Source organism: Campylobacter concisus, from assembly GCF_003048985.1.
Taxonomy (GTDB): Bacteria; Campylobacterota; Campylobacteria; order Campylobacterales; family Campylobacteraceae; genus Campylobacter_A; species Campylobacter_A concisus_AY.
Genome location: NZ_PIRS01000013.1, coordinates 1 through 21,916 on the forward strand (window position 1 = coordinate 1; position 21,916 = coordinate 21,916).

A 21,916-nucleotide genomic window follows, 5' to 3' on the forward strand; every position below is an offset into this window, starting at 1 on the left:
AAGATTGACTAATAGTTTAACAATTGTAAGTTAAAAGAACAACGATAAGAAAAAGGCTTTATTAACGGTGAAGTTAAAGGTGGTTTCTCGTTTCGTGAGCTGGAATTATATATGAGGGATGCTTAAAAGAAGTTGAAAGATCGTAAAAATGTTTTATAAATTTAAATTTTATTTTTGAGATAGAAATTTGGAGAGCTTCCTTGCTCTCCATTTTAATTTAGCACTGCCATTTAGCAGCAAATTTACATCTATGATTACATAGGTTGTGTTACTTCGTCTTTGATCTCGACGGTAACAGTTGTTCCTGTAGTATCATTTGTGTATGTAGTATAGCCATCAGCTGAGGCACCTTTTTGCCATCCACCATCTTTAAATGCTACTTTGTCACCAGAATCAGCTGTGATCTTAAGTATATTGTCATTATCTGTTAAATTTATTACATCAGATAGTTTGACATTTAAAGTAGTATTTTGACCCTTGTTAGAGATGTCAAGCTCTTCAAAGTTATGTGCTTTGTCTGCGCCTGCGATATTGCTTAGATCTACATTTGTGCCTGGGCTGGTGATAGCTAGTTTATCGTAGCCAGCGCCACCATCTATATTACTACCTGTTATGTCTGGCTTTGTTATCATCAACGTGTCATCACCAGCACCTAGCTCTATAGTAGAGTGATGGATATAGTTACCAACTTTGATGGTGTCGTTTCCACTTCCAGTTTTTACAGTGCTACCTTCTATGTTTGTTCCAACTGTTAGTGTATCGTTACCATCGCCTAAATCTATATTAGAACCTTTTGTTATCCAGCCCTGACCACCTTTTTGCCATTCACCAACAGTTACCACATCATCGCCATTTCCCGCTGTAACAGTTGCTTTATCGATATTTGTTGCAACATCCAATGTATTGTCGCCATTACCTAAATTCAATGTTGAACGATCGTTTAACCAACCATAGCCACCACTACCAGTTTTTGTAATGGTTACATGATCATCTCCATCACCTAAAGTGACTGTAGAGTTACGAGTAATGACATTTACGTTGATATCAAAATCTCTATCAGGATTTGTGTCTATCTTATCATGTTGAAGATCAGATGCTTGAAGTTTTCCAAATTGACCAGGCAATACCCCTACAAGAACTTTCTCCCCATAGATGGTTGAGGCATTTATTGTTGGTGCATGTTGAGCTCCTTCATACATAAAGTAATCTTTAGCTTCATTTGATTTATTACCTGCTTCGTCAGTAATATGTGCTTTAGCTACTGTCCAACTGCCCTTTTTCATGCCTATGCCATTTATGTCAATAATCTTACTACCGTTACTAGAAGTTTGGATAGGAGCTGCCGCGCCTATTGGAGCCATTCCTTTAAGTGACTCGCTAGCGCTTTCGACAACTGCACTATTACCTACTTTTTTCAAGACTATATCGCCACTGCCCTTAGAAGGATCGTCTAGATGTAAAGTGATCTTATCGCCATCTTCAAAGCTGCCGCTCACTTTTAACTGAAGTATAGTAGCTTTTACATTACCATCAGTCTTGTTTTCTTTTAAAGTCAGTCTATGATCATCATTTCTATCTTCGACAAATCTAGCCTCTATAGTTCCTATGGTGTTATCGATAGTTATCGCATATCCATCACTTGCGTTGCTGCTAACTCCACCGATGATTGTTTTGGCTGTAAAATTATGCTCACCGTCATTTAGTGGAGTTTTAGGAGTGAAATTCCAGTTACCATCTTTGTCAGCCTTAGTTGTGCCTAAAGAGTGTGTGCCATCAAAAATTTCAACTGTAGCAAATTTCTCTGCCTTGCCTTTCAACTCTGGAGTTTTGTCGTCAGTCTTGCCATTTTTTGATACATCTCCTGTTGTGCTACCAAAATCATCATATATGGTTGTGATAGTAGGTTCTTGCACATTACTGATGTTTTCAAGGAATACATAGCTAGTGCTAGATACATTTTCATTACCATTAAGTAGTTCATTATCAGGAGTATCAGAGACTTTTGCTGTGACCTCAGTAGCATGAACGAATTTATCGCTAGATCTACTCATCATGCCTATGCCAGGTATATCTATGGCATTGTTATTTACTGATGGGATGCCTGCATGTATGACGTGACCACTCGCATCAACCTCGTCAAATGTCACTGTGCCATCAGCTGCTTTATGTGCGATAAATGTCTTAACTTCTGTCGGAGCTGGGTTGTTGCTTGGATATACTTTTACGCCAGTGTCTGCATAAATTTTGTTAAAGTCAGTTATCGATACTGTTATCTTATCGCCATCGACTATGCCATTTTTTATAACTACACGTGCGGTTGTATGATCTATATCGCCATCTCTCATAGCTTCTGCTAGTTTCATGCCACCACTGTTTGGATTTGCACCATCGCCAACTTGACTGTTAGTGTATGTTTTATTACCTTCCACAAAAACAACTTCTGGTTCAACCCTGCCCCTATTTGTCCATCTAGGGTTCATACTTACACTTGCATCATCTTCGCCTTTTATGCTTACTTCTATACCACGTGATGTAGTTTTATAAATGACAGCTGTTGGCATATCATGGATATCTATACCAAATTTCTCTCCAGCGCCGTTTGTAGATGTAAGACCTGACTTGATAACTGTCTTATCAGTAGCTGAAGTGATCTGATCAACTGTCATAGAGCCATCAGCTGCTTTATGAACTAAGAAATACTTATACGCAGTTGTATCTGTGCCACCTGTTGCAGCCAAAGATGCAGCATTAGGTCCAAAACCATATCTTACAGTAACAATGTCGCCATCTTGGACATTATCAGGTAGTGAGATACGTGCTGTGGTGTGGTTGATGTCGCCATCAAGTGCAGCTTCAGCTCTATTATAGCCTTTGACAGTATCAGTGTTCGTAGTTTTCTTATCACTTAGAACATTACCATGGCTATCAAGCTCTACAAATTCAACGTCAGCCATTTTGACATTTTCAAATTTAACGCTTCCTGTTGTCTTAAGAGCTGTGTTATCAAGCTGTGCTGTGATATTGACATTGCTTCCACCAGCTGTATATTTATACGCGATAGTAAAGCCGTTATTGCCGTCAAATACGTTTTTGTTATTACTGTCAGTAACACTTATGACGTTGCCGCTAGCATCTTTATGAACTGTAAATTCACCATCATTTATACCAGTGCCTGAAATTTTTATCTTGCTACCATCTTTTGCAAGGTTTGGTATGCCGATAGTTGCAGTGGCTTTTGTGCCTTCATCAGCATAGTTCTCAGCTCTTGTAATGATGCCATCAGGTGTAGTGTCATCATTAAATTTGATACTAATCTTGTCTGGTGTAGTAGCACTATCTTCGCTTGAGTTACCAGCATTATCAGTCACTTTTGCAGTTATAGATGTGCCATCTTTTGTAGCATTATCACTAACTACGACTTTACCACTGTGTGGATCAAGTGTAAAGTCAGTTGCAGGTGCTGTTGTCTTACCAGGAGTGCTATCTACGACCCACCCAGCACTTGGGTTTTTGATCACAGTGATGGTTTGTGAGTTGCCGTTATTGTCAGTGTATGAAATTTCGACTTTAGACGCATCACCATCATGTGAGACAACGCTAACTGTGCCATCAGGGTTTGGAGTAAGCTCAGCATGAGGCGGCACTACGTCAGTTGTTGGATTAGAATTTACTGGGTTACTTGAGCCACCATTATCTTCTGCTGTTGCTGTTACAGTAGAGCCTGGAGTAAGTGGGTTATTACCTGGAGTTGGAACAGTCCAGTTACCATTGTTATCTACTGTTGTAGTAGCTGTGCTTCCATCAGGGAATTTAACAGTTACAGTAGTGTTTGGCTCAGCATTAGGAACTTTACCAGATACAGTAGTGTCATCGTTATCAATTGGATTGATTGTTGGATCTTTTGCTGGAGTAACGTCAGTTGTTGGATTAGAATTTACTGGGTTACTTGAGCCACCATTATCTTCTGCTGTTGCTGTTACAGTAGAGCCTGGAGTAAGTGGGTTATTACCTGGAGTTGGAACAGTCCAGTTACCATTGTTATCTACTGTTGTAGTAGCTGTGCTTCCATCAGGGAATTTAACAGTTACAGTAGTGTTTGGCTCAGCATTAGGAACTTTACCAGATACAGTAGTGTCATCGTTATCAATTGGATTGATTGTTGGATCTTTTGCTGGAGTAGTATCTATATCTGCTCCAGTTCCTGCAATGCCACCTGATGCTCCACCGCTTACGCCACCTATCCTCTCAGCGCCTGTTGCACTGTTTAGATCGCCTAAAGAGCGGAAATTTTCACTGATATTTGAGTAGTGACCACCCTCATCAAATGACGCTGCTCCAAGGCTAACACCATCTCCGCCACCAGCTGCGGCTGCATTACCACCAGCGGCAGTTTCTTCTAATTTTGTTAAGTCTTTTCCATCAAGTAACGCTTTTTGCAAGTCGCTAACATCGGCTACCGTATTTGAATTTTGTCCTGCGATTGTATTTTCGTCAAGTTTTAATGACTCATCACCCAAAATAGTGACATCTTTGCCATTATCCATTGAAACTACGGCTTTAGAAGCTGCTGAAGATGTTTTTATAACCTCTCCAAGATATAAAGCATCGCCAACTTTTAAAACGCGGCTAACACCATTTTGATCTACAGCCACCACTAAGCCCGAAATTTGTTTGATTACTCCTACTTGAGTTGCCATAAAAGTCCTTTCATCCTTTAGATTTATTTGCATTATTATAAGTAAAAATATAATTGTTGTAAATTGTACCTAAGTACAATGTTTATTTGCAAACTGCGATAACCTCAATTTCTACAAGTGCATCTTTTGGCAAAGTCTTCACAGCTACCGTGCTTCTGGCTGGATATGGCTCTTTGAAAAATTTAGCATATGTGACATTTACTTTGGCAAAGTCAGCCATATCAGCTAAAAATATCGTAGTCTTTACGACATTATCAAAACTAAGTCCAGCCTCAGCCAAAATGTTTTGTAAATTTGTAAGTGACTGCTCGGCCTGAGCCTCTACACTACTACCTGCAAACTCACCCGCTGGTGTGACGCCAAGCTGACCTGAGATAAATAAAAATCCATTCGCGCTAATCGCCTGAGAATATGGTCCGATCGCTTGTGGGGCGTTTTTTGTTGAAATTTGTTTTTTCATATCTTCTCCTTTGAAATTTGGCAAAATCCTACTATAAATTTCTAAATTTTTAGGCACCAAAGGCTATAATGAGCAAAATTTCAAAAGGACAAAGATGCAAATAACCCTTGCACCAAACGAATTTTTAGATGACTACGTGCTTAGCGCGCAGCTTGCCAAAAATGCCGGCATCTCATCAAATGCCTATCTTTTTTGGAAAAATGCGATCAGCGCTAAATTTGAAAACTCGCGCATCGTTTTTATTAGAAAAAAGAGCGTCCCAGAGAAATTTGCAAGCGCTTTGCAAGCTTGCACGCCCTTAAATGGCCTCGTGCCAACTGGCGTATTTTGCTCATTTACCTCACTCGCCCCCTCGCACCTCGTGGCGAAAAATGGCTCGAAAATTTTTGAGTTTTTTGAATTTCATGAAATTTGCGGTATCAAATTTTTAAATTTAAAGAAATTTTATGATGATTTTAAGCTTAGCTACTCGTATAGAATTTACATCGAAAAGTGCAAATTTTTCTCGCCAGCGCCCTTTGAAAAGCGCATAAAACTGACTGAGACTATGTGTCTTGGCTACTACTAGCCACCTCGTAAACGATTAGCGCCTCGGTTTTGTAGCCCCCTATCCTATCTTTATATAGTAAAATTTCGTCGTTTTCTCTTTTGGCGTAAATTTTAATGTGAGCGGAGTTTGTGCTCTCATCGTAGTCCTCGTATATAAATTTAAACTCCTTGCTACCCAGCGTGACAAACTGCAGTGCTTGAAACGAAACAGCAAGCACTATCTCCTCGCTAATGCCACTTGCTCTAAATTTATCAGCCAGTCTCACTACAAACGAGCCCACGTCGCTAAAGTACTCCTCGCAGCTTTCATACTCGCTTTCAAAAACTACTATCTCATTTATCGACCACTCATTTTGCGTCTTGTTTTGCTCAAATTTCTGCCTTTTTCTTATGGCAGCTTTTAAAAATATCCCTTGTGGTTTTGAGATAAAGCCCTCGTTTAAAATTTGCTTTAGTTTTAAATTTACTAGCTCGCTTTTGGTTTTGGTAAAAAATTTAAGTAGTGGCTTTGCTTGATCGTTGTAAAAAGTTTTCATTTTAGAAGAAATTCCGCTAGCCCCAAAGCTAGCGGATCAAATTTAGATTTTTTTGTAAGGTGCTTGGCCAACTTCGTAGAAGTTATTGCCCTCGCAGTCGATAGCGACTATCGCTGGAAAGTCCTCTACTGTGAGCCTTGCGACTGCCTCTGGTCCTAGCTCTGGATATGCCAAGACTTCATATTTTTTGATACTTTGGCTAATGACCGCTCCGATGCCACCGATAGCGACCATATAAACACAGCATGATTTTTTCATCGCATCAACTACGGCGTCGTTTCGGTAGCCCTTGCCGATCATGCCATTTATGCCAACTTCGTTTATCATAGTTGGTGTGTATTTGTCCATTCTGCCGCTTGTTGTTGGACCTGCTGCGCCGATAGCTTGGTTTGGTTTAGCTGGTGTTGGTCCGACGTAGTAGATAGTCTCGCCTTTTAGCTCAACTGGTAGCTTCTCGCCACGTGCTAGAGCCTCTGTTAGTGCCTTGTGAGCGGCGTCACGAGCAGCGATGATAGTGCCTGAGATTAGGACATTGTCGCCTGCTTTTAGGCTTTTTACCACCTCTTTATCAAATGGTGCTGTTATTCTTTTTACTTCTGACATGTTATCTCCTTAAAGCTCGGCGTCTGCGTGGCGTGCAGCGTGGCAGTTGATATTTATGGCTACTGGTAGGCCTGCGATGTGAGTTGGATACCACTCAACATTTACTTTTATGGCAGTTGTATCGCCACCAAGCCCTTGAGGTCCGACGCCTGTTTTGCTAGCAAGCTCAAGAAGCTCATCTTCAAGTTTTGCATATCTAGCATCGGCATTTTTGCTATCTACTGGACGAACTGCAGCTTGTTTAGCTAGAAGTGCAGCTTTATCCATAGTGCCGCCTATGCCAACGCCTATTGTCATAGGAGGGCAAGCGTTTGGTCCAGCATATTTTACAGCCTCTAAAAATACCTTTTTAACGCCCTCTATGCCATCAGCTGGCACAAGCATTTTTAGTATTGATTTGTTTTCACTGCCAAAACCCTTTGGAGCGACTTTTATCTTTAGCTTATCGCCTGGGACGATCCTAGTATGGATGACTGCTGGAGTGTTGTTTGTGGTATTTTTTCTTTCAAAAAGGGGCTCAGCGACGACTGATTTTCTAAGATAGCCCTCAGTGTAGCCTTTTGCAACGCCTTCGTTGATCGCATCTTCGATATATCCGCCTTCTATATGCACATCTTGACCGATCTCGACAAAGACAACCGTCATGCCTGTATCTTGGCAAATAGGCGCAACACCCTCTTCTGCTAGCTTGGCATTTTGCAAAATTTTGCCCAAGATATCCTTACCTAGAGATGAGCTCTCAGTGGTTTGTGCTTTTGTAAAAGCAGCCTTTAGATCTGGCGTAACGACGTAACAGGCTTGTTTGCAAAGCTTTGCAACAGTCTCTTTTATATCTTTTACGTTTACCGTTCTCATTTATCCTCCTCGTAAAAAACAATTTTTAATTATATAAATTATATGTAAAATTTAAGATTAAATTATAATATTAAATTTAATTGCCCAACCTCGGTGTTTAAATACTCTTAAGCAACTTTGGATAAACTACAACAAACTTAAATTTCAAAGGAAAAGTTATGAATTCGTTAGTCATCGTGATACTTGTTATCGCAGTCATTTTTGTCTTTTTCATCAGCCTTTACAACTCGCTTGTTGCAAAGCAAAACCAAGTAAAAAGCGTGGAGGCTGGCATCGACGCACAGCTAAAAAGAAGATATGACCTCATACCAAATTTAGTAGCTACTGCAAAAGAGTACATGGTGCATGAAAAAGGCCTACTAGAAAACATCACTGCCCTTAGAGAAAGTGCTAGAAGCGCCTCTACAAATGAGGAGAAATTTGAGCTAAATAACAAAATTTCAGGCTTACTAAATGGCCTAAGAGTGAGCGTAGAAAACTACCCTGATCTAAAAGCAAATCAAAATTTACTTCACATCCAAAGCACACTAAACGAGGTTGAAGAGCAAATTTCAGCTGCCAGACGCGCTTACAACTCAGCTGTTGAAATTTACAACAACGCCACACAGATGTTTCCTTCAAACATCGTAGCTTCAATGTTTGGCTTTCACAAAGATGTGTTTTTCGATATCCCTGAAAATGAAGCAGCTGCTCCAAACGTCGGTGATCTTTTCAAAAAATAAGGCATAAAAATGCAAGCAGACGAACTAAAGGGCATCGATCTAAGCGACCTTGACGAGCTTGAAAAAGAGCGTCTTGCTATGGGGCAAAAAGCCTTTAAAATGATCGTTTATGGCTTTCTTGGCATCATAGTTATAAGTGGTTTTTTGGCGTCACTGCACCTTGGAAATTTATTTTTCTTTTTGCTAATAGGCGGAGTTTTTTATCTTGGCAAGACGATAAATGGGCTAAAAAACGAGCTTGTAGCAAAATTTAAACAAAAAGTAGTTGGCGTCATCGTAAAAAACTATGGCCTAAATTTCAGCGCAAATGGCGGGCTAAGTTTGGATGATTTTTTAAAAATTTACGACGCTGATGTAAATAGACACTACGCAGAGGATATGATCTACGGACAGATCGATAACACGCAGTTTAAGCTTTGTGATTTTTATGCGGCAAAAGAAGTAAAAGGTGAAAAACGCACCACTACAACAGTGAAATTTCAAGGAATTTTGTTAAAGGCTGAGTTTAAAAAAGAGCTAAACGCCACGATCTACGTCTGCGATAAAAAGCGAACATCTGATCTAAGAAGCGAGGGTGAGCAAGCTGTGATGGATAATCCTAAATTTAATGAGCTTTTTAAGACCTATGCGACCGATCAGATCGCTGCTAGATACGCTCTAACGCCAAAGCTGATGGAAAATTTAACCACTCTAAGAACCAAATTTAACGCCCCGCTTTCGGCAGTGTTTTTAAAAAATGAAATTTTCATCGCGATCGATCTTAGAAAGGACAGCTTTGAGCCTGATCTTAAAAAGCCGATAAACAGCAACGAGAGCGTGCAAAACTACATCTCAAGTATCAGTGACTTTTCACAGATCATGCGTGATCTGGAGCTAAATAAAAACATCTGGAAGAGCTAAATTTATAAAATGCCAGATAAGACAAAGCTCAAAGAAGGCGACATATTTTACGTCTATAATGATTACTACAAGAAATTTTTCTTTGGCAAGATATTAGCCGATATCATGAACCGTTTTATAAAGCGAGCGAATGAGGGCCTTCTTTGGCCGCTTGATTTTTTTAGTGACTGCTACTTGGTTGCTGTTTATAAAGATATAGCAGATACGCCAGTGCTAAAAAGCCGTGAATTTATAATCCCGGGTAGCTTCATTTACAAAAGTAGTTTCAACCGCAAAAATGAAGACGGCATAAAGTGGGTGTATTATGATCACGAAGATATCAACTACAAAGAGCTAGAATTTCCAGAATATATCGTCAGTAGCAATGATAAAATTTGCCTACAACGGGGAGAGCTTAGCATACCAACTGGCTTAACTCGCGCGCAATATGAGAATGAATTTAACATTACTGGCAGCAAAACTGGCGGCATAAACTACTCAAATGCCCTGCTCTTACAAGGTTTGCCAGCGTATAAAGAGAGGATAGACTATAGCGATCTTCGCCTTTTACCAGAGCTTCGTAAAAAGCTCTATGAGATGATAGGAGAGAACCCAGACACGCCGTACTACGAGCTAGCATTAAAGCACGGCAAAGATCTAGCACGCTTTTATAAATGATAAATTTACACATAAAAATAGATAAGCAAATTTGGCTACAAAAGAGCTATTAAGAAGCGCTTTAAAAATTTAACAAAAGAAATTTAGCTCTCTTGTTGCAGCCTAGTTGAGCGCGATAGAGAAATTTATGATGAAATTTCGTGACACATCTCCAGTCAAGGTTAATTAACTTTAGTAAATTTAAATATCACAAACAAGATCAGTCTTGGCTACTTTTGCAAGCAGATGTTAAATTTAAAACTCGCAAGCCATTTTAAAAATTTATAACCAAATTTACGAAAAAAGCGATGGTAACGTTTTAGAGAGCTATTTAAAAAGGTAGTGCCGCTTTGAATTTTGTGGTTTTAAAAGCTAAATTTGATGGCTTAGAGTTTTAAAAAGCGCAATGCCACTTAAATTTGCCCTATTTTTTATGATTTGTGAGGTTAAATTTAATGGCCAAAAAGCCATTAAATTTATAAACTAAGCCTGAGCAGGCTCCTCTTCTTCTTTTATCTTTTTTCTAACTTTTACGCGTGAGATGCTAGCTCCATCCATCTTTCTCACCTCATAGTAGCAGTTTTCATCCTCGATCTTATCCCCGACTACTGGCAAACGACCGATAAGGTTAAAGACATATCCGCCGATCGTGACTTGATCGGTCTCTTCATCAAAGCTTATGCCAAGAAGCTCCTCAACGCTCTCCAGATCGTATCTGCCTTGGAATTCATAGATGTTTTCATTTATCTTTTTGTAGTGTTGATCGACCTCGTCGTGCTCGTCGTTAAAGTCGCCAAGCACCTCTTCCATGATATCTTCCATCGTAAGAAGTCCAGCCGTGCCGCCATACTCATCAACGACAAGTGCAGCTGAAATTTGCTCCTTGTTCATCATCACAAGCACCTTTGAGATAGAAAGGCTCTCAGGCACGATGACAAATTTACGCACGATCGCGTCAAAACTCTTCTCTTTTTCCTCACTAAAGTGCAGCTGCAAGATATCTCTAATGTGTATCATGCCTAAAATGATATCTTTTGAGCCGTCTATATAAGGATAGCGAGTATATTTTGACTCAAAAACGACTTGTAAATTCTCTTCAAAGCTTTTTTGTTTGTTTATACAGATCATGTCGCGTCTTGGCGTCATAACCTCTTTTGCGACCGTGTCACTAAAATCAACTGCATTTTTGATAATCTCAGTCTCAAAGCTATCAAGCACGCCGCCCTTTAAGCTCTCGCCAACGATGATCTTGATCTCCTCTTCAGAGTGCGCTAGCTCATTCTCTTTTGCTGGCTGGATACCTAAAATTTTAAGTCCAAATGTAGCTAGGATGTCAAAAAGCTTTATGATAGGCGAAAACAGTATCCAGAAAAAGTGAAGCGGACGAGCGATTTTAAGCACTGCTGATTCTGATTTGGCTATGGCGACTGACTTTGGCACAAGCTCGCCCATAACGACGTGAAGTAGCGTGATAAGCGTAAATGCAATCGCAAAGCCGACTGTATGAACTAAGATATCGCTAAGATTAAAAACATTTTTAAGTGGGGCTTCTATGAGCCTTGCGACTGCTGGCTCACCGATCCAACCAAGGGCGAGCGAGCTTAGCGTGATGCCAAGCTGAGTGGCGCTAAGATAGGTATCAAGCTTGTTTGACATCTCAAAGGCAAGCTGGGCGTTTGGCTTTTTCTCTTTGATAAGCTCTTCAAGTCTAGACTTGCGAACCTTAACAAGGGAAAATTCCGACAAAACAAAAAATGCGTTTAGTAAAATGAATATAATGGCAAGTATTACCATTAAAAGCGAGTTATCGCTACTGGGGTACAATTATGATCCTTAAGAGTTAAAAATTTTGGCTGATTATAGCGAATTTATATTTAGCGGTCAAATTAGCCGCGCCCAAAAGTAACAACATTTCTTAAATTTAAGATTTATAAAAAGTTCTTAAATCATATTTTGATAACATTATTTTTATCACTAAATTTATGGATTTTACAATGAGCAAAAAGAATTTTTCATCACGCTGGGCGTTTATACTAGCCTCAGTTGGTTCAGCCGTTGGTATGGCAAATGTTTGGGGCTTTCCTTACAAGCTTGGCACAAATGGTGGTGGAGCGTTTTTACTCATCTACATCTTTTTTGTAGCACTTTTTTCTTACGTTGGACTAAGCGCTGAGTATGCGATCGGCAGACGCGCAAAGACTGGCACGCTAGGATCATATAAATTTGCTTGGCAAAGTAGAAATTTAGGTGTCATCGGCAGTATCGTCGGCTGGCTCCCACTTGCTGGCTCACTTTGCATAGCCATCGGCTACGCTGTCATCATCGCTTACGTGCTAAAAGCCCTTACTCAGGCGCTTACTGGCTCATTTATGAGCGTTGATACAAATGTTTGGTTTAACTCTTTTGCGCTTCATGAGTACTCGGTCCTGCCATATCACTTCATAGTCATCGTTGGCACGCTTCTTACGCTATTTTTTGGAGCAAAAAGCATCGAAAAGACTAATAAAATAATGATGCCGCTATTTTTCGTGCTATTTGCCATTTTGGCTATAAATGTCGCGATGCTTCCAAACGCATTTGAGGGGTATAAATTTCTTTTTATCCCTGATTTTAGCAAGCTTGAAGATCCGATGGTCTGGGTCACAGCGATGGGTCAAGCCTTTTTCTCGCTCTCTATCACTGGTTCTGGCATGATAGTTTATGGAGCATATCTTTCAAAGGATGAGGACATCGTAGAAAGTGCCAAAACTACGGCATTTTTTGACACGCTTGCAGCCCTTGTTGCAGCGCTTGTCATGATTCCAGCAGTCTTTGCCTATGCTATGGACCCAGCTGAGGGTCCAAAGCTACTTTTCGTAACGCTTCCTAAAATTTTACAAAATATGATCGGCGGTCAAATTTTTGCGATCATACTATTTACCGCAGTCATCTTTGGCGGTATCACATCGCTACAAAATATGTTTGAGGTCGTGGCTGAGTCGCTTATGCATAAATTCCCGCGCCTTAGCAGATTTTGGGTGCTTGCGCTGCTTTGTGTGGTTTGTTTTGGGGCTGGAGCGTTTATGGAGCCTATTAGTAGCTGGGGGCCTTGGATGGACTTTGTCTCTATCTACATTATCCCAATCGGCGCAGTCATCGGCGCAATATCTTGGTTTTGGATCATTAAAAAAGAAGAAATTTTAGACGAGGTAAATTCAGGAGCAAATAAAACTTACGGCTCATTTTGGTATTTTGTAGGTAAATTTATCTATGTGCCAATAGCCTTTTTACTCTGCATCATCGCTATTAGCAAGGGAATTTCTTTTTAACTTAGCCCATCAAAAGACGAGCTAAGTCTAAATTTGAAGTTATTTTAGCTTTTTAGAGCCGATGTAAGTAGCAAAGACCTCTTGTGAGCCATCTTTTTTAAAGAGTATGACGTCGTATTGCTCGGCTTTGCCGCCTTGCTCCATGCCCTGACTCTCCATCGGCATGCCAGGCACTGCGATACCAACGGCATCTTTTGGTTTAAGCTCCAACAGGCGCTTGACCTCATCAGCTGGCACGTGACCCTCGATGACGTAGCCATCAACGATAGCTGTGTGGCAGCTTGAAAGCTCTAGTGGCACGTGAAATTCTTTTTTAACCTTGACCATATCATCTACTTTTATGGTCTCTTCGCTAAAGCCAGCCTTTTGCATAGCACTCGCCCAGTTGCCACAACAACCACAAGTTGGGCTTTTATAGACCTTCATATCGGCCCCAAGTGCTAAGGTCGCACAAAGGCTAAGAGCTAAAAATGCAAATTTCTTCATCATTTTCCTTTACGTTAAAATTTGCAAAATGATATAGTTTGGGTTTAAATTTTATATAAATGCTTAAACCTTGCCTGCTATAATTGCCAAAATTTACAAAAGGCACTTTATGTTTTCATCATTTTTCAAAGACAAAAAATGGGCGCTTTGGGCTTACGGCGGAGCGCTATTTATCATCTTGCTGCTTGTCTATCAAACGCACCTAAACGTCCGCATCAACGAGTGGTATAAAAATTTCTACGACATCGTGCAAAACTCAAAGGATCACAATGTAGGTGAGCTTTGGCGCGAGATATTAAATTTCATAAAGCTTGTTATGCCTTACGTAGTAGCTAGCACGGTGATATCGTTCTTTGCGAGCCACTGGGTCTTTCGCTGGAGGGAGGCGATGACCTTTAAATACCTCAAATTTTGGAGAAACTGCCAAAACGACATCGAGGGTAGCTCGCAGCGTATCCAAGAGGACGTCTACCGCTTTGCCAAGATCATGGAGAGCCTTGGCGTGCAGGTTTTAAAGGCATTTATGACGCTGATTGCCTTTATACCAGTGCTTTGGGAGCTAAGTAAAAGCGTGAGCCTGCCTTTCATCAAGGACATCGAGGGCTCGCTAGTTTATATCGCACTGCTAATTAGCGTCGGAGGCCTTATCGTATCGTGGTTTGTGGGCATAAAGCTGCCACACCTTGAGTATAACAACCAAAAAGCGGAGGCGGCGTTTAGAAAAGAGCTAGTTTATGGCGAGGATGATAAGCTCAAATTTTGCCAGCCAAACGTCATGCTAGAGCTTTTTACAGGGGTGAAGCTAAACTACTACAAGCTCTTTTTGCACTACGGCTACTTTAATCTCTGGCTCATCTCGTTTTCGCAAATTTTAGTCATCGTGCCTTACATCATCATGGGCAATGGCCTATTTAGCGGCGTCATCACGCTTGGCGTTTTGATCCAAGCTAGCAATGCCTTCTCGCAGGTCAGAGAGAGCTTTAGCGTCTTTATCGATAACTGGACGACGATAACGGAGCTAAGATCGGTCAATAAGCGTTTGAGAGAATTTGAGAGAAATATAGACTATAAAGCGTAGGTGGTTAAATTTAGGATATAGCATCTAAATTTTGAATTTATGTGGACATAAATCAAGCAGCACACAACATGCGCTTTATTGTCAGGCAAGTGTTAGGCAAATTTTAAAATTTACAAGCGAGCATATCACGGCTCTAAATTTAGTGGCGAGTGGCTACGAGACCTAAATTTAGTAGTCTGCTAAGGCGAGTGAGTAAAGTTTTAAAATTTGTAAATTTGCTTCGTCAATTCATATAAGTGTCAGGCAAATTTTAAAATTTCATGAGCGAGTAATTTCGGCTCTAAAATTTGAACTAAGCGTTAAGCGAAGTCAAATTTTAGTAGTCAATTCTTGCGAGTGAATGAGATTTTAAAATTTGTAAAGCAATCTAATCAAATTTAAATGTTTGCTTCTTTGTTAAGGGGGAAGAGGCTTGAATTACGAAGTCGCTCCCTTCCCCCTTAACAATCCCCTAACCCCGACAACGTTAGCGGTGGCATGCGATAGTGCTAAAGCACTGCATGCGGTTAAAAAATACGATAAATTTTAAAATTTCATGAGCGAGTAATTTTAGTAGTCAATTCTTGCGAGTGAATGAGATTTTAAAATTTACAAAAATAGTAAATTTCTATTTTTGAAATCGCAAAATTTAAATTTCACCCCTCGTTTAACAATGCATATCCAACTCAGGCTATAATACGCCAAATTTTAATCCAAAAAGGATGAAAATGAAAAAAATTTTACTTACGTTATTAACAGCTAGCATGCTTATCACAGGCTGCACGAGCGTCACAAAGTCAGGCGTCGTAGGCGCAGATCGCAAGCAGTTCATGCTAGTATCTTCTGAAGCGATGGAGCAAAGCTCGGCTCAAGCCTACGTCAAGACACTCACAGCTGCTAGAAGTAAGGGCGAGCTAAACGTCGATCCGATCCTCACAAAAAGGGTTCAAGATATCGCAAAAAGGCTGATCGCGCAAACTGGCGTTTTTAGAGATGATGCCTTAAAATGGAAGTGGCAAGTAAATGTCATCAACGAAGATACGCTAAATGCTTGGTGCATGCCAGGGGGCAGGATCGTCGTTTATAGCGGTATTATTAAAAAGTTAAATTTGACAGATGCGCAGCTAGCAGCGGTCATGGGTCACGAGATCGCCCACGCGCTTAGAGAGCACAGCAGGGAGCAAGCGAGCACCGACCAACTCAAAAACATCGGCATCTTCGCAGTCGCAACAGCCACCGGACTTGGCGACCTTGGCGCAAGCGCTCTAAATTTAGCCAGCCAATACACCATCTCACTGCCATTTTCTCGCTCGCATGAGACCGAAGCCGATCGCATCGGCACTGAGCTAATGGCAAGAGCTGGATACGATCCAAAAGAGGCGGTCGAAGTCTGGGTCAAGATGAGCAAGACAAATATGGGAAAAATACCTGAAATTCTAAGCACTCACCCATCAAACGAGAGCAGGATAAAAGACCTAAAAGAGGTCGCGGCCAAACTCGAGCCAGTCTATCAGGCGGCAAAAAAAGGCTAGGTTTGATCGAGCGAGCAAATTTAAGCGACCTTGAATCGATCACGCAAATTTATAACGAATACATCTTAGAAAGAAGTGCGACTGCGGATATGCGCCCAGTTAGCACAAAGGAGCGAGAGCCTTGGTTTAACGCCCACGGCGGCTCGCGCCCTATCTTTATCTACAAAGAAAATTATGAAATTTTAGGCTACTGCTCACTAAGCGACTTTAGTCCCAAGATCGCTTACGATATAAGCGTAGAGATAAGCATCTATGTTGCTAAAAAAGCCCTTAAAAAGGGCATCGGCAAGCAGCTTTTAGCCCACAGCTTAAATGAAGCTAGAGAGCTAAATTTAAAAAATATTATCGCGCTAATCTTTAGCAAAAACGAAGCAAGCCTTGAGCTATTTTTGAAATTTGGCTTTGAAAAATGGGGCGAACTGCCGGGCGTTTGCCTGATGGATGGCGAGTATAAAGATGTTGTTATCTTGGGGCTAAAGCTCTAAAAGCCAAGCATTAAGCAAATGAAGATATAATCACCTTCTTTTTGGGTAGATGTCCGAGCGGTTTAAGGAGCACGCCTGGAACGCGTGTGTGGGGCAACTCACCGAGAGTTCGAATCTCTCTCTGCCCGCCATAAATTTAAAAGAAAATTTAAAGGAAAAAGATGATTGAACACTTACTACTATTTTTGGCTTTACTAGCTATCATTATCGCTTTAGTGATGATCTCAAACAGCCTAAAAGTAGCCTATCCGGTGCTTTTAGTTTTGGGCGGTCTTGCCATTAGCTTTGTGCCAAATTTACCCACCATCAGGATCGATCCAGAGCTTATTTTCATCATATTTTTACCGCCGCTTCTTTACGAGGCCGCATGGGCAAACTCGATAAAAGAGCTCTATAAATGGCGCCGAGTGATTGGAAGTTTTGCATTTATCGTCGTTTTCATAAGCGCAGCAGCTATTGCCGTGATAGCAAATTTAGTGATCCCTGGCTTCTCGCTCGCCCTTGGCTTCATGCTTGGCGCCATCGTCTCACCACCAGATGCGGTGAGTACGGCTGCGATCTTTAAATTTGTCAAAGCACCGCGCAGGATCAGCGCTATTTTAGAAGGCGAGAGCCTTTTAAATGACGCATCATCGCTCATCATCTTTCGCTTTGCCGCAGTGGCAGTGACTACTGGGCAGTTTATCTGGTACAAGGCGGCTGCAAGCTTTGTCTGGATGGTGGCTGGCGGTGTTTTGGTCGGTCTTGTGGTGGCATTAGTAGCCTACTTTTTGCATAAGACCTTGCCAACCGATGAGAACAGCGATACGATCATGACGATCACGACGCCTTATGTTATGTATATTTTAGCTGAGGAGCTTGGCGCGAGCGGCGTTTTGGCGGTAGTTTGCGGCGGACTTTACCTCTCGACAAAACGAAACGAAATTTTAACCGCTTCAACAAGGATCCACGCTTTCCCCGTTTGGTACAACCTTATTTTCTTGCTAAACGGCCTTGCCTTTACCATGATCGGCCTTGATCTGCCTGAAATTTTAGCAGGGCTAAAGCGTAGCGGTGTCTCGCTGCTTGAGGCACTATCTTACGGCGTTTTGGTGACTGCCGTGCTCATCGTCATTAGGCTTTTGGCATCATACGGAGCCGTTTATATCACGATATTTATGAAGCGCTTTATCAGCGTGGCGGATGATCGCAACCCTGGCAAAGCCACACCATTTATCGTCGGTTGGGCGGGCATGAGGGGCGTAGTCTCGCTAGCTACGGCACTCTCTATCCCCGCCATGGCTGGTAGCGAGCCGTTTCCGCATAGAGATCTCATCTTGTTTATCACCTTTGTCGTGATCTTGCTAACGCTCGTAGTTCAGGGGCTAAGCTTGCCACTGCTCATCAAAAGCGTGAAATTTCCAGACTTTAACGACCACATGCCAAATGAACTTGCAAGGATCAAGATCAAAAAGGCACTTGCGCAGGCTTCGCTTAAATTTAAAAAGGAGAAATTTGTGGGCGATGAGCATTTTTTATTTCAAAAGCTTGAGGAGGTTTGGAATTTCGAGCTTGAGAGCGAAAATTTTGAGATCAGTGACGAGACAAAACAGAGGTATTTTGAAATTTTAGAGGAACAAAGAAAGGCGCTTCGTGAGCTAAACAAAGACCCAAAAATCGACGAAGAGATCATCAGGATCTTTTTGTATCACATCGACCTTGAGGAGCGAAGGTGGCAGGAGCATAGCGAGTACTAAAATTTTCTTGCGACATTGCAACTTACCGCACCGCAAAATCTCTTGCCAAATTTGGCTTCGACGATGAGAACTAGCACGAAAAATATCTTCTCATCGTTTAGCCTCGCGATCTGGCGTAAAGTCTGGCTAGCGTCATTAAATTTAACATCATTTTCGCGCAAGCTCTTGCAAAACTCGGCCTCATCAAAGCCAAGCATGCGTGAAATTTCACTGATAGTGTAAGGCTCAAGCGAAGCGATGATGCGGTCCATGTTGCAGATCGTTGGATTTTTGCGGTGTGTAGTGACGTCGATTATCTCATTTATGAGCTTTACTAGCTTTCTTCTGCGGTTAAAAAGGTGCAAGATCACGGCACAAACGATCAAAGCTCCTGCAAATTTGTGCGTGCTCATCATCCACTCACTATAATCACCCATGGCGAAATTTAGCCCAGTAAATGCAAGCAGGCAGATACCACAAGCAAGAGCGCAAACAAGACAAAATTTATATATCACTTCTACTTTAAGCAATGCAAATTCCTTATTTTTTTTGAAATTATACACCTACTATGCAAAAAATGAATGGTATAAAATAAGACTTTGTATATTTAAAAGAAACAACTCCTCTTTGTGTAAGCGGAAAAGCCAGAAAAGGGGGAAGCAAAGTCTTAACCGCTACAAAAAGGAGGGCCCGTTTAGGACGATGAAATGTTATTATTTAAATATAAATTTTAATGAAATTTTTAGTTAATAAAAAAGAAATTCTGCATAATACTAAAGTAAATCACGATATTTAGGCATTTTATAAAGAAATTTCTCTTTTAAAATGGTAAAAATATATGCTTTGTGTGAAAGCAAAAATCACATTTGAAATTTCATTTTTATTACTATTAAACGTGGCTTATTCAAAAGTTTTATCAAATTTTAAAATTTACAAGCGAGTATATCACGGCTCTAAATTTAGTAGCATGCTAAGGCGGGTGAGTAAGATTTTAAAATTTGTCAGAATTTTCTAATCAAAACGCATGCAGTGCGCAAGCACCATTGCATGCCACCGCTAACGTTGTCGGGGTTAGGGGATTGTTAAGGGGGAAGGGAGCGACTTCGTAATTCAAGCCTCTTCCCCCTTAACAAAGAAGCAAACATTTAAATTTGATTAGATTGCTTTACAAATTTTAAAATCTCATGAACGAGTAATTTCGGCTCTAAAATTTGAGCTAAGCTGTAAGCGAAGCCAAATTTTAGTAGTCAATTCTTGTGAGTGAATGAAATTTTAAAATTTGTAAATTTGTTTTATCAAGTTAAATAAGCGTCAGACAAATTTTAAAATTTGCAAAAAAGCTTTATAAATTTATAAATTTTAATTCTTAGGCACGAGTTCTAAGACGTTGCAGGCTCGTTTGCTGCCCATTTTGCAAGCTTTATCAAGGGCATTTGCAGATAGATCAAAGCTCTGCTCTACGCCGTTTCCTTGCAGATATTTTGTAGCTAGCTCGTAGCAAGCTTCGCTGCTGCCATTTTCGCAAAGCGACTTAAATATCTCATAAGATCTAACCAGATCTCTCTCCACGCCAAGACCTCGCCCTAGCATATCAGCATATAAAAAGCAAGAAGTTTTATCTTTGTTCTCGCACTCGTTTGAAAGCTTTTTAGTAAAGCTCTCGCAAGCTTTTGCGTCACTTTTGTTGATGCAGTTTTGCATATTTTCATCCCAGTTTGCACTTAGAGATAAAACGGCAAAGGCTAAAAATAAAATGGATTTTTTCATAAATTTCCTTGAGAGAGATAAACCCCCTTTGGGGGAAAGGGGGTCATTACAAAAAGGAGGTTTCTTGTTGGACAAGTGGAATAATACAAGCCTCGTCTAAATTTAAAGCCAACTCTTATTTAACAAAAAACAATCAAACAAGATCTCTCTTGCTAAAGCCCAAATAGCCGCAAACTAGCAAGATCGCGCCAAGCACCAAAGGGTAGATGATCGCGTAAGCTACGAAGGTCGCTTTTGAAAATGTGCCTAAGATGAAGTAAGATGCAGTGCCGATGACTGCTAAATTTGGATCAAAAAGGCTAAGTGCTGCTATCCTAAAAAGCTCGATCGGATTTAACATCGCGATAGAGTAGATGACGTACTCATCGACAGAGCTTCGCATAAGCAGTCCAATGAGCGCTAGGTCGATAAAAGCTAGCATGATAAGCCAGAGCAAAAACGCTACGCCTTGGCCTGTTTCTTGGTTTTTAATAAGGCTTGAGATGAAAAAACCAAGCGATAAAAAGACGATACTTAGGCTAAAAAGCAGGCCAAAGTAAAGCACCAGCACGCCCCAAGGTATCGACACACCCTTTATAAAGCCAACCACCACGCAAAGCAAAAGCGAGAACAAAAGCGGTACAAAAACGACAAATGTCCGCCCGAGCGCCTTGCCAAAATAATACTCTTTAAGGCTTAGCGGGAAGCTTAGCACGTATTCAAGCAGGTTTGTATCTCTGTCTTGGTTTATGCTTCTAACGGTTGAGATGAGGATAAAAATAGGCACGATGATGACGCAAATTTGTATAAACAAAAGTAGCGCCCTTGTTAGCCCAGAAAAGCCTAGCACGCGCGAGTCAGTCACTCCGCTAAATAAAAATCCTATCATCAAAGCAGAAAAAAGGAGCGCATAGATCGCAAACCACCTCGAGCGAAACGACTCTTTGACGTCTAGTTTTGCTATTAAAAAAAGGTTATTCACTCTTGCTCCTTAAATTTTCTTCTTTGATGATCTTGCCAAGGTCCATATAGACGCATCTATCAAGCAAATGAGCGATCTCATCTATGCGGTGCGAGATGAAAACTAACGTCTTTTTTTGCGTGAAGTTATCGAGCAAATTTTTAAAAGACTCTCTTGCTTTTACATCTAAATTTGCCGTTGGCTCGTCAAACATCAAGATTTCACTATCTTTAGCAAATGCGATAGCTATTAACATCTTTTGCTTCATACCGCCAGAGAGCTTGTAAAAGGACTTGTTTAAATTTGCATGCAGGTCAAGCTCTAAAAGCTTGCTAAATTTCTCAATATCTTCAAATTTGACATTTGAGCTTTTGCAGACAAACTCGCAAAGCTCACGCAGGCTAAATTTAAGTGGTGGCGGGGTTTGCGGCACAAATGAGATAAACTTTAGCGCCTCTTTTCTATCTTTTAGGGTATTTACGCCATTTATCGCGACGCTTCCGCTATTTGGCACAAACTCGCCCAAGATGATACGCATGAGCGAACTCTTACCAGCTCCATTTTGCCCAAGTATCGCTATCTTTTCGCCAGCTTTTACATTTAGACTGACGCTATCAAGTATCTTTTGCGAGCCAAAAATTTTCGTTACTTCTTTTATATCTATCAAA

At 40.8% G+C, this 21,916-nt stretch carries 20 protein-coding genes and 1 tRNA gene; 10 read left to right on the plus strand and 11 right to left on the minus strand.

The annotated features are described in order from the left end of the window. Positions 1 to 254: 254 nt before the first annotated feature. Positions 255 to 4,697 (minus strand): retention module-containing protein, encoded by a 4,443-nt coding sequence (locus CVS91_RS08535; RefSeq protein WP_159071411.1) that lies wholly within the window; start codon positions 4,695 to 4,697, stop codon positions 255 to 257. Between the two features lie 82 nt (positions 4,698 to 4,779). Then, on the minus strand, positions 4,780 to 5,157 hold the full coding sequence (locus tag CVS91_RS08540; RefSeq protein ID WP_035142338.1) for a RidA family protein: 378 nt from the start codon (positions 5,155 to 5,157) through the stop codon (positions 4,780 to 4,782). A 94-nt stretch (positions 5,158 to 5,251) separates the two neighbouring features. Here CVS91_RS08540 and CVS91_RS08545 point away from each other — a divergent pair, with 94 nt between their 5' ends. Continuing rightward, complete coding sequence (locus CVS91_RS08545; protein WP_107831589.1) at positions 5,252 to 5,725, plus strand: cysteine permease; 474 nt, start codon at positions 5,252 to 5,254, stop codon at positions 5,723 to 5,725. Here CVS91_RS08545 and CVS91_RS08550 read toward each other — a convergent pair. Genes CVS91_RS08550 through CVS91_RS08560 form a run of 3 tightly spaced genes read right to left on the minus strand, consistent with a single transcriptional unit; the run spans position 5,703 to position 7,700 of the window. Next, positions 5,703 to 6,242 (minus strand): L-cystine-binding protein TcyA, encoded by a 540-nt coding sequence (locus tag CVS91_RS08550; protein ID WP_107831591.1) that lies wholly within the window; start codon positions 6,240 to 6,242, stop codon positions 5,703 to 5,705. The two genes, CVS91_RS08545 and CVS91_RS08550, sit on opposite strands and share 23 nt — an antisense overlap. Positions 6,243 to 6,284: 42 nt before the next feature. After that, positions 6,285 to 6,845, minus strand: a complete 561-nt coding sequence (locus tag CVS91_RS08555; protein ID WP_002942950.1) for a Fe-S-containing hydro-lyase — start codon at positions 6,843 to 6,845, stop codon at positions 6,285 to 6,287. 9 nt (positions 6,846 to 6,854) lie between these two features. Beyond that, on the minus strand, positions 6,855 to 7,700 hold the full coding sequence (locus tag CVS91_RS08560) for a fumarate hydratase (protein ID WP_009295312.1): 846 nt from the start codon (positions 7,698 to 7,700) through the stop codon (positions 6,855 to 6,857). A 158-nt stretch (positions 7,701 to 7,858) separates the two neighbouring features. Here CVS91_RS08560 and CVS91_RS08565 point away from each other — a divergent pair, with 158 nt between their 5' ends. From CVS91_RS08565 to CVS91_RS08575, 3 genes are read left to right on the plus strand one after another with little or no spacing between them, the layout of a single operon-like run. Continuing rightward, positions 7,859 to 8,422, plus strand: coding sequence for a LemA family protein (locus CVS91_RS08565; protein WP_103580958.1), 564 nt, complete (start codon positions 7,859 to 7,861; stop codon positions 8,420 to 8,422). A gap of 9 nt (positions 8,423 to 8,431) precedes the next feature. Then, positions 8,432 to 9,322 carry a DUF3137 domain-containing protein gene (locus CVS91_RS08570; protein WP_107831593.1) on the plus strand — a complete coding sequence of 297 codons (891 nt, stop codon included), beginning with the start codon at positions 8,432 to 8,434 and terminating at the stop codon, positions 9,320 to 9,322. A 9-nt stretch (positions 9,323 to 9,331) separates the two neighbouring features. After that, positions 9,332 to 9,979: a sugar transporter gene (locus CVS91_RS08575; RefSeq protein ID WP_107831595.1), complete on the plus strand. Its 648-nt coding sequence runs from the start codon at positions 9,332 to 9,334 to the stop codon at positions 9,977 to 9,979. Positions 9,980 to 10,441: 462 nt separating this feature from the next. On the opposite strand, the gene CVS91_RS08580 is transcribed toward CVS91_RS08575, so the two are convergent. Beyond that, positions 10,442 to 11,782, minus strand: coding sequence for a hemolysin family protein (locus CVS91_RS08580; RefSeq protein ID WP_107831597.1), 1,341 nt, complete (start codon positions 11,780 to 11,782; stop codon positions 10,442 to 10,444). A 170-nt stretch (positions 11,783 to 11,952) separates the two neighbouring features. Here CVS91_RS08580 and CVS91_RS08585 point away from each other — a divergent pair, with 170 nt between their 5' ends. After that, on the plus strand, positions 11,953 to 13,266 hold the full coding sequence (locus CVS91_RS08585) for a sodium-dependent transporter (protein WP_107831599.1): 1,314 nt from the start codon (positions 11,953 to 11,955) through the stop codon (positions 13,264 to 13,266). A 39-nt stretch (positions 13,267 to 13,305) separates the two neighbouring features. On the opposite strand, the gene CVS91_RS08590 is transcribed toward CVS91_RS08585, so the two are convergent. Further along, a complete protein-coding gene (locus CVS91_RS08590; protein WP_107831601.1) occupies positions 13,306 to 13,752 on the minus strand; it encodes a DUF411 domain-containing protein in 447 nt (148 codons plus the stop codon). A 109-nt stretch (positions 13,753 to 13,861) separates the two neighbouring features. Here CVS91_RS08590 and CVS91_RS08595 point away from each other — a divergent pair, with 109 nt between their 5' ends. The 5 genes from CVS91_RS08595 to CVS91_RS08615 all read left to right on the plus strand — a co-directional run bounded on the left by CVS91_RS08595 (position 13,862) and on the right by CVS91_RS08615 (position 18,562). Then, the gene (locus CVS91_RS08595; protein WP_107831603.1) at positions 13,862 to 14,830 is read left to right on the plus strand and encodes a putative transporter; all 969 of its coding nucleotides are present in this window, start codon (positions 13,862 to 13,864) and stop codon (positions 14,828 to 14,830) included. A gap of 707 nt (positions 14,831 to 15,537) precedes the next feature. After that, positions 15,538 to 16,341, plus strand: a complete 804-nt coding sequence (locus CVS91_RS08600; RefSeq protein WP_107831605.1) for a M48 family metallopeptidase — start codon at positions 15,538 to 15,540, stop codon at positions 16,339 to 16,341. A 2-nt stretch (positions 16,342 to 16,343) separates the two neighbouring features. Next, complete coding sequence (locus CVS91_RS08605) at positions 16,344 to 16,826, plus strand: GNAT family N-acetyltransferase (RefSeq protein WP_107831607.1); 483 nt, start codon at positions 16,344 to 16,346, stop codon at positions 16,824 to 16,826. A gap of 43 nt (positions 16,827 to 16,869) precedes the next feature. Continuing rightward, a tRNA-Ser gene (locus tag CVS91_RS08610) sits at positions 16,870 to 16,957 on the plus strand. Positions 16,958 to 16,987: 30 nt separating this feature from the next. Then, positions 16,988 to 18,562, plus strand: coding sequence for a Na+/H+ antiporter (locus tag CVS91_RS08615; protein WP_103569983.1), 1,575 nt, complete (start codon positions 16,988 to 16,990; stop codon positions 18,560 to 18,562). Here the strand turns inward: CVS91_RS08615 and CVS91_RS08620 are convergent. The 4 genes from CVS91_RS08620 to CVS91_RS08635 form a co-directional block, all read right to left on the minus strand. Then, positions 18,559 to 19,071, minus strand: a complete 513-nt coding sequence (locus tag CVS91_RS08620) for a chemotaxis protein (protein ID WP_103569982.1) — start codon at positions 19,069 to 19,071, stop codon at positions 18,559 to 18,561. The genes CVS91_RS08615 and CVS91_RS08620 overlap by 4 nt on opposite strands. A gap of 829 nt (positions 19,072 to 19,900) precedes the next feature. Continuing rightward, positions 19,901 to 20,308: a tetratricopeptide repeat protein gene (locus tag CVS91_RS08625; RefSeq protein WP_107831609.1), complete on the minus strand. Its 408-nt coding sequence runs from the start codon at positions 20,306 to 20,308 to the stop codon at positions 19,901 to 19,903. Positions 20,309 to 20,441: 133 nt separating this feature from the next. Beyond that, a complete protein-coding gene (locus CVS91_RS08630) occupies positions 20,442 to 21,269 on the minus strand; it encodes an ABC transporter permease (protein ID WP_009295293.1) in 828 nt (275 codons plus the stop codon). Beyond that, entirely contained in the window at positions 21,262 to 21,915 is a 654-nt protein-coding gene (locus CVS91_RS08635; protein WP_002941553.1) for an ABC transporter ATP-binding protein, read from the minus strand. Before CVS91_RS08635 ends, CVS91_RS08630 begins: the two co-directional genes overlap by 8 nt. Position 21,916 lies beyond the last annotated feature (1 nt).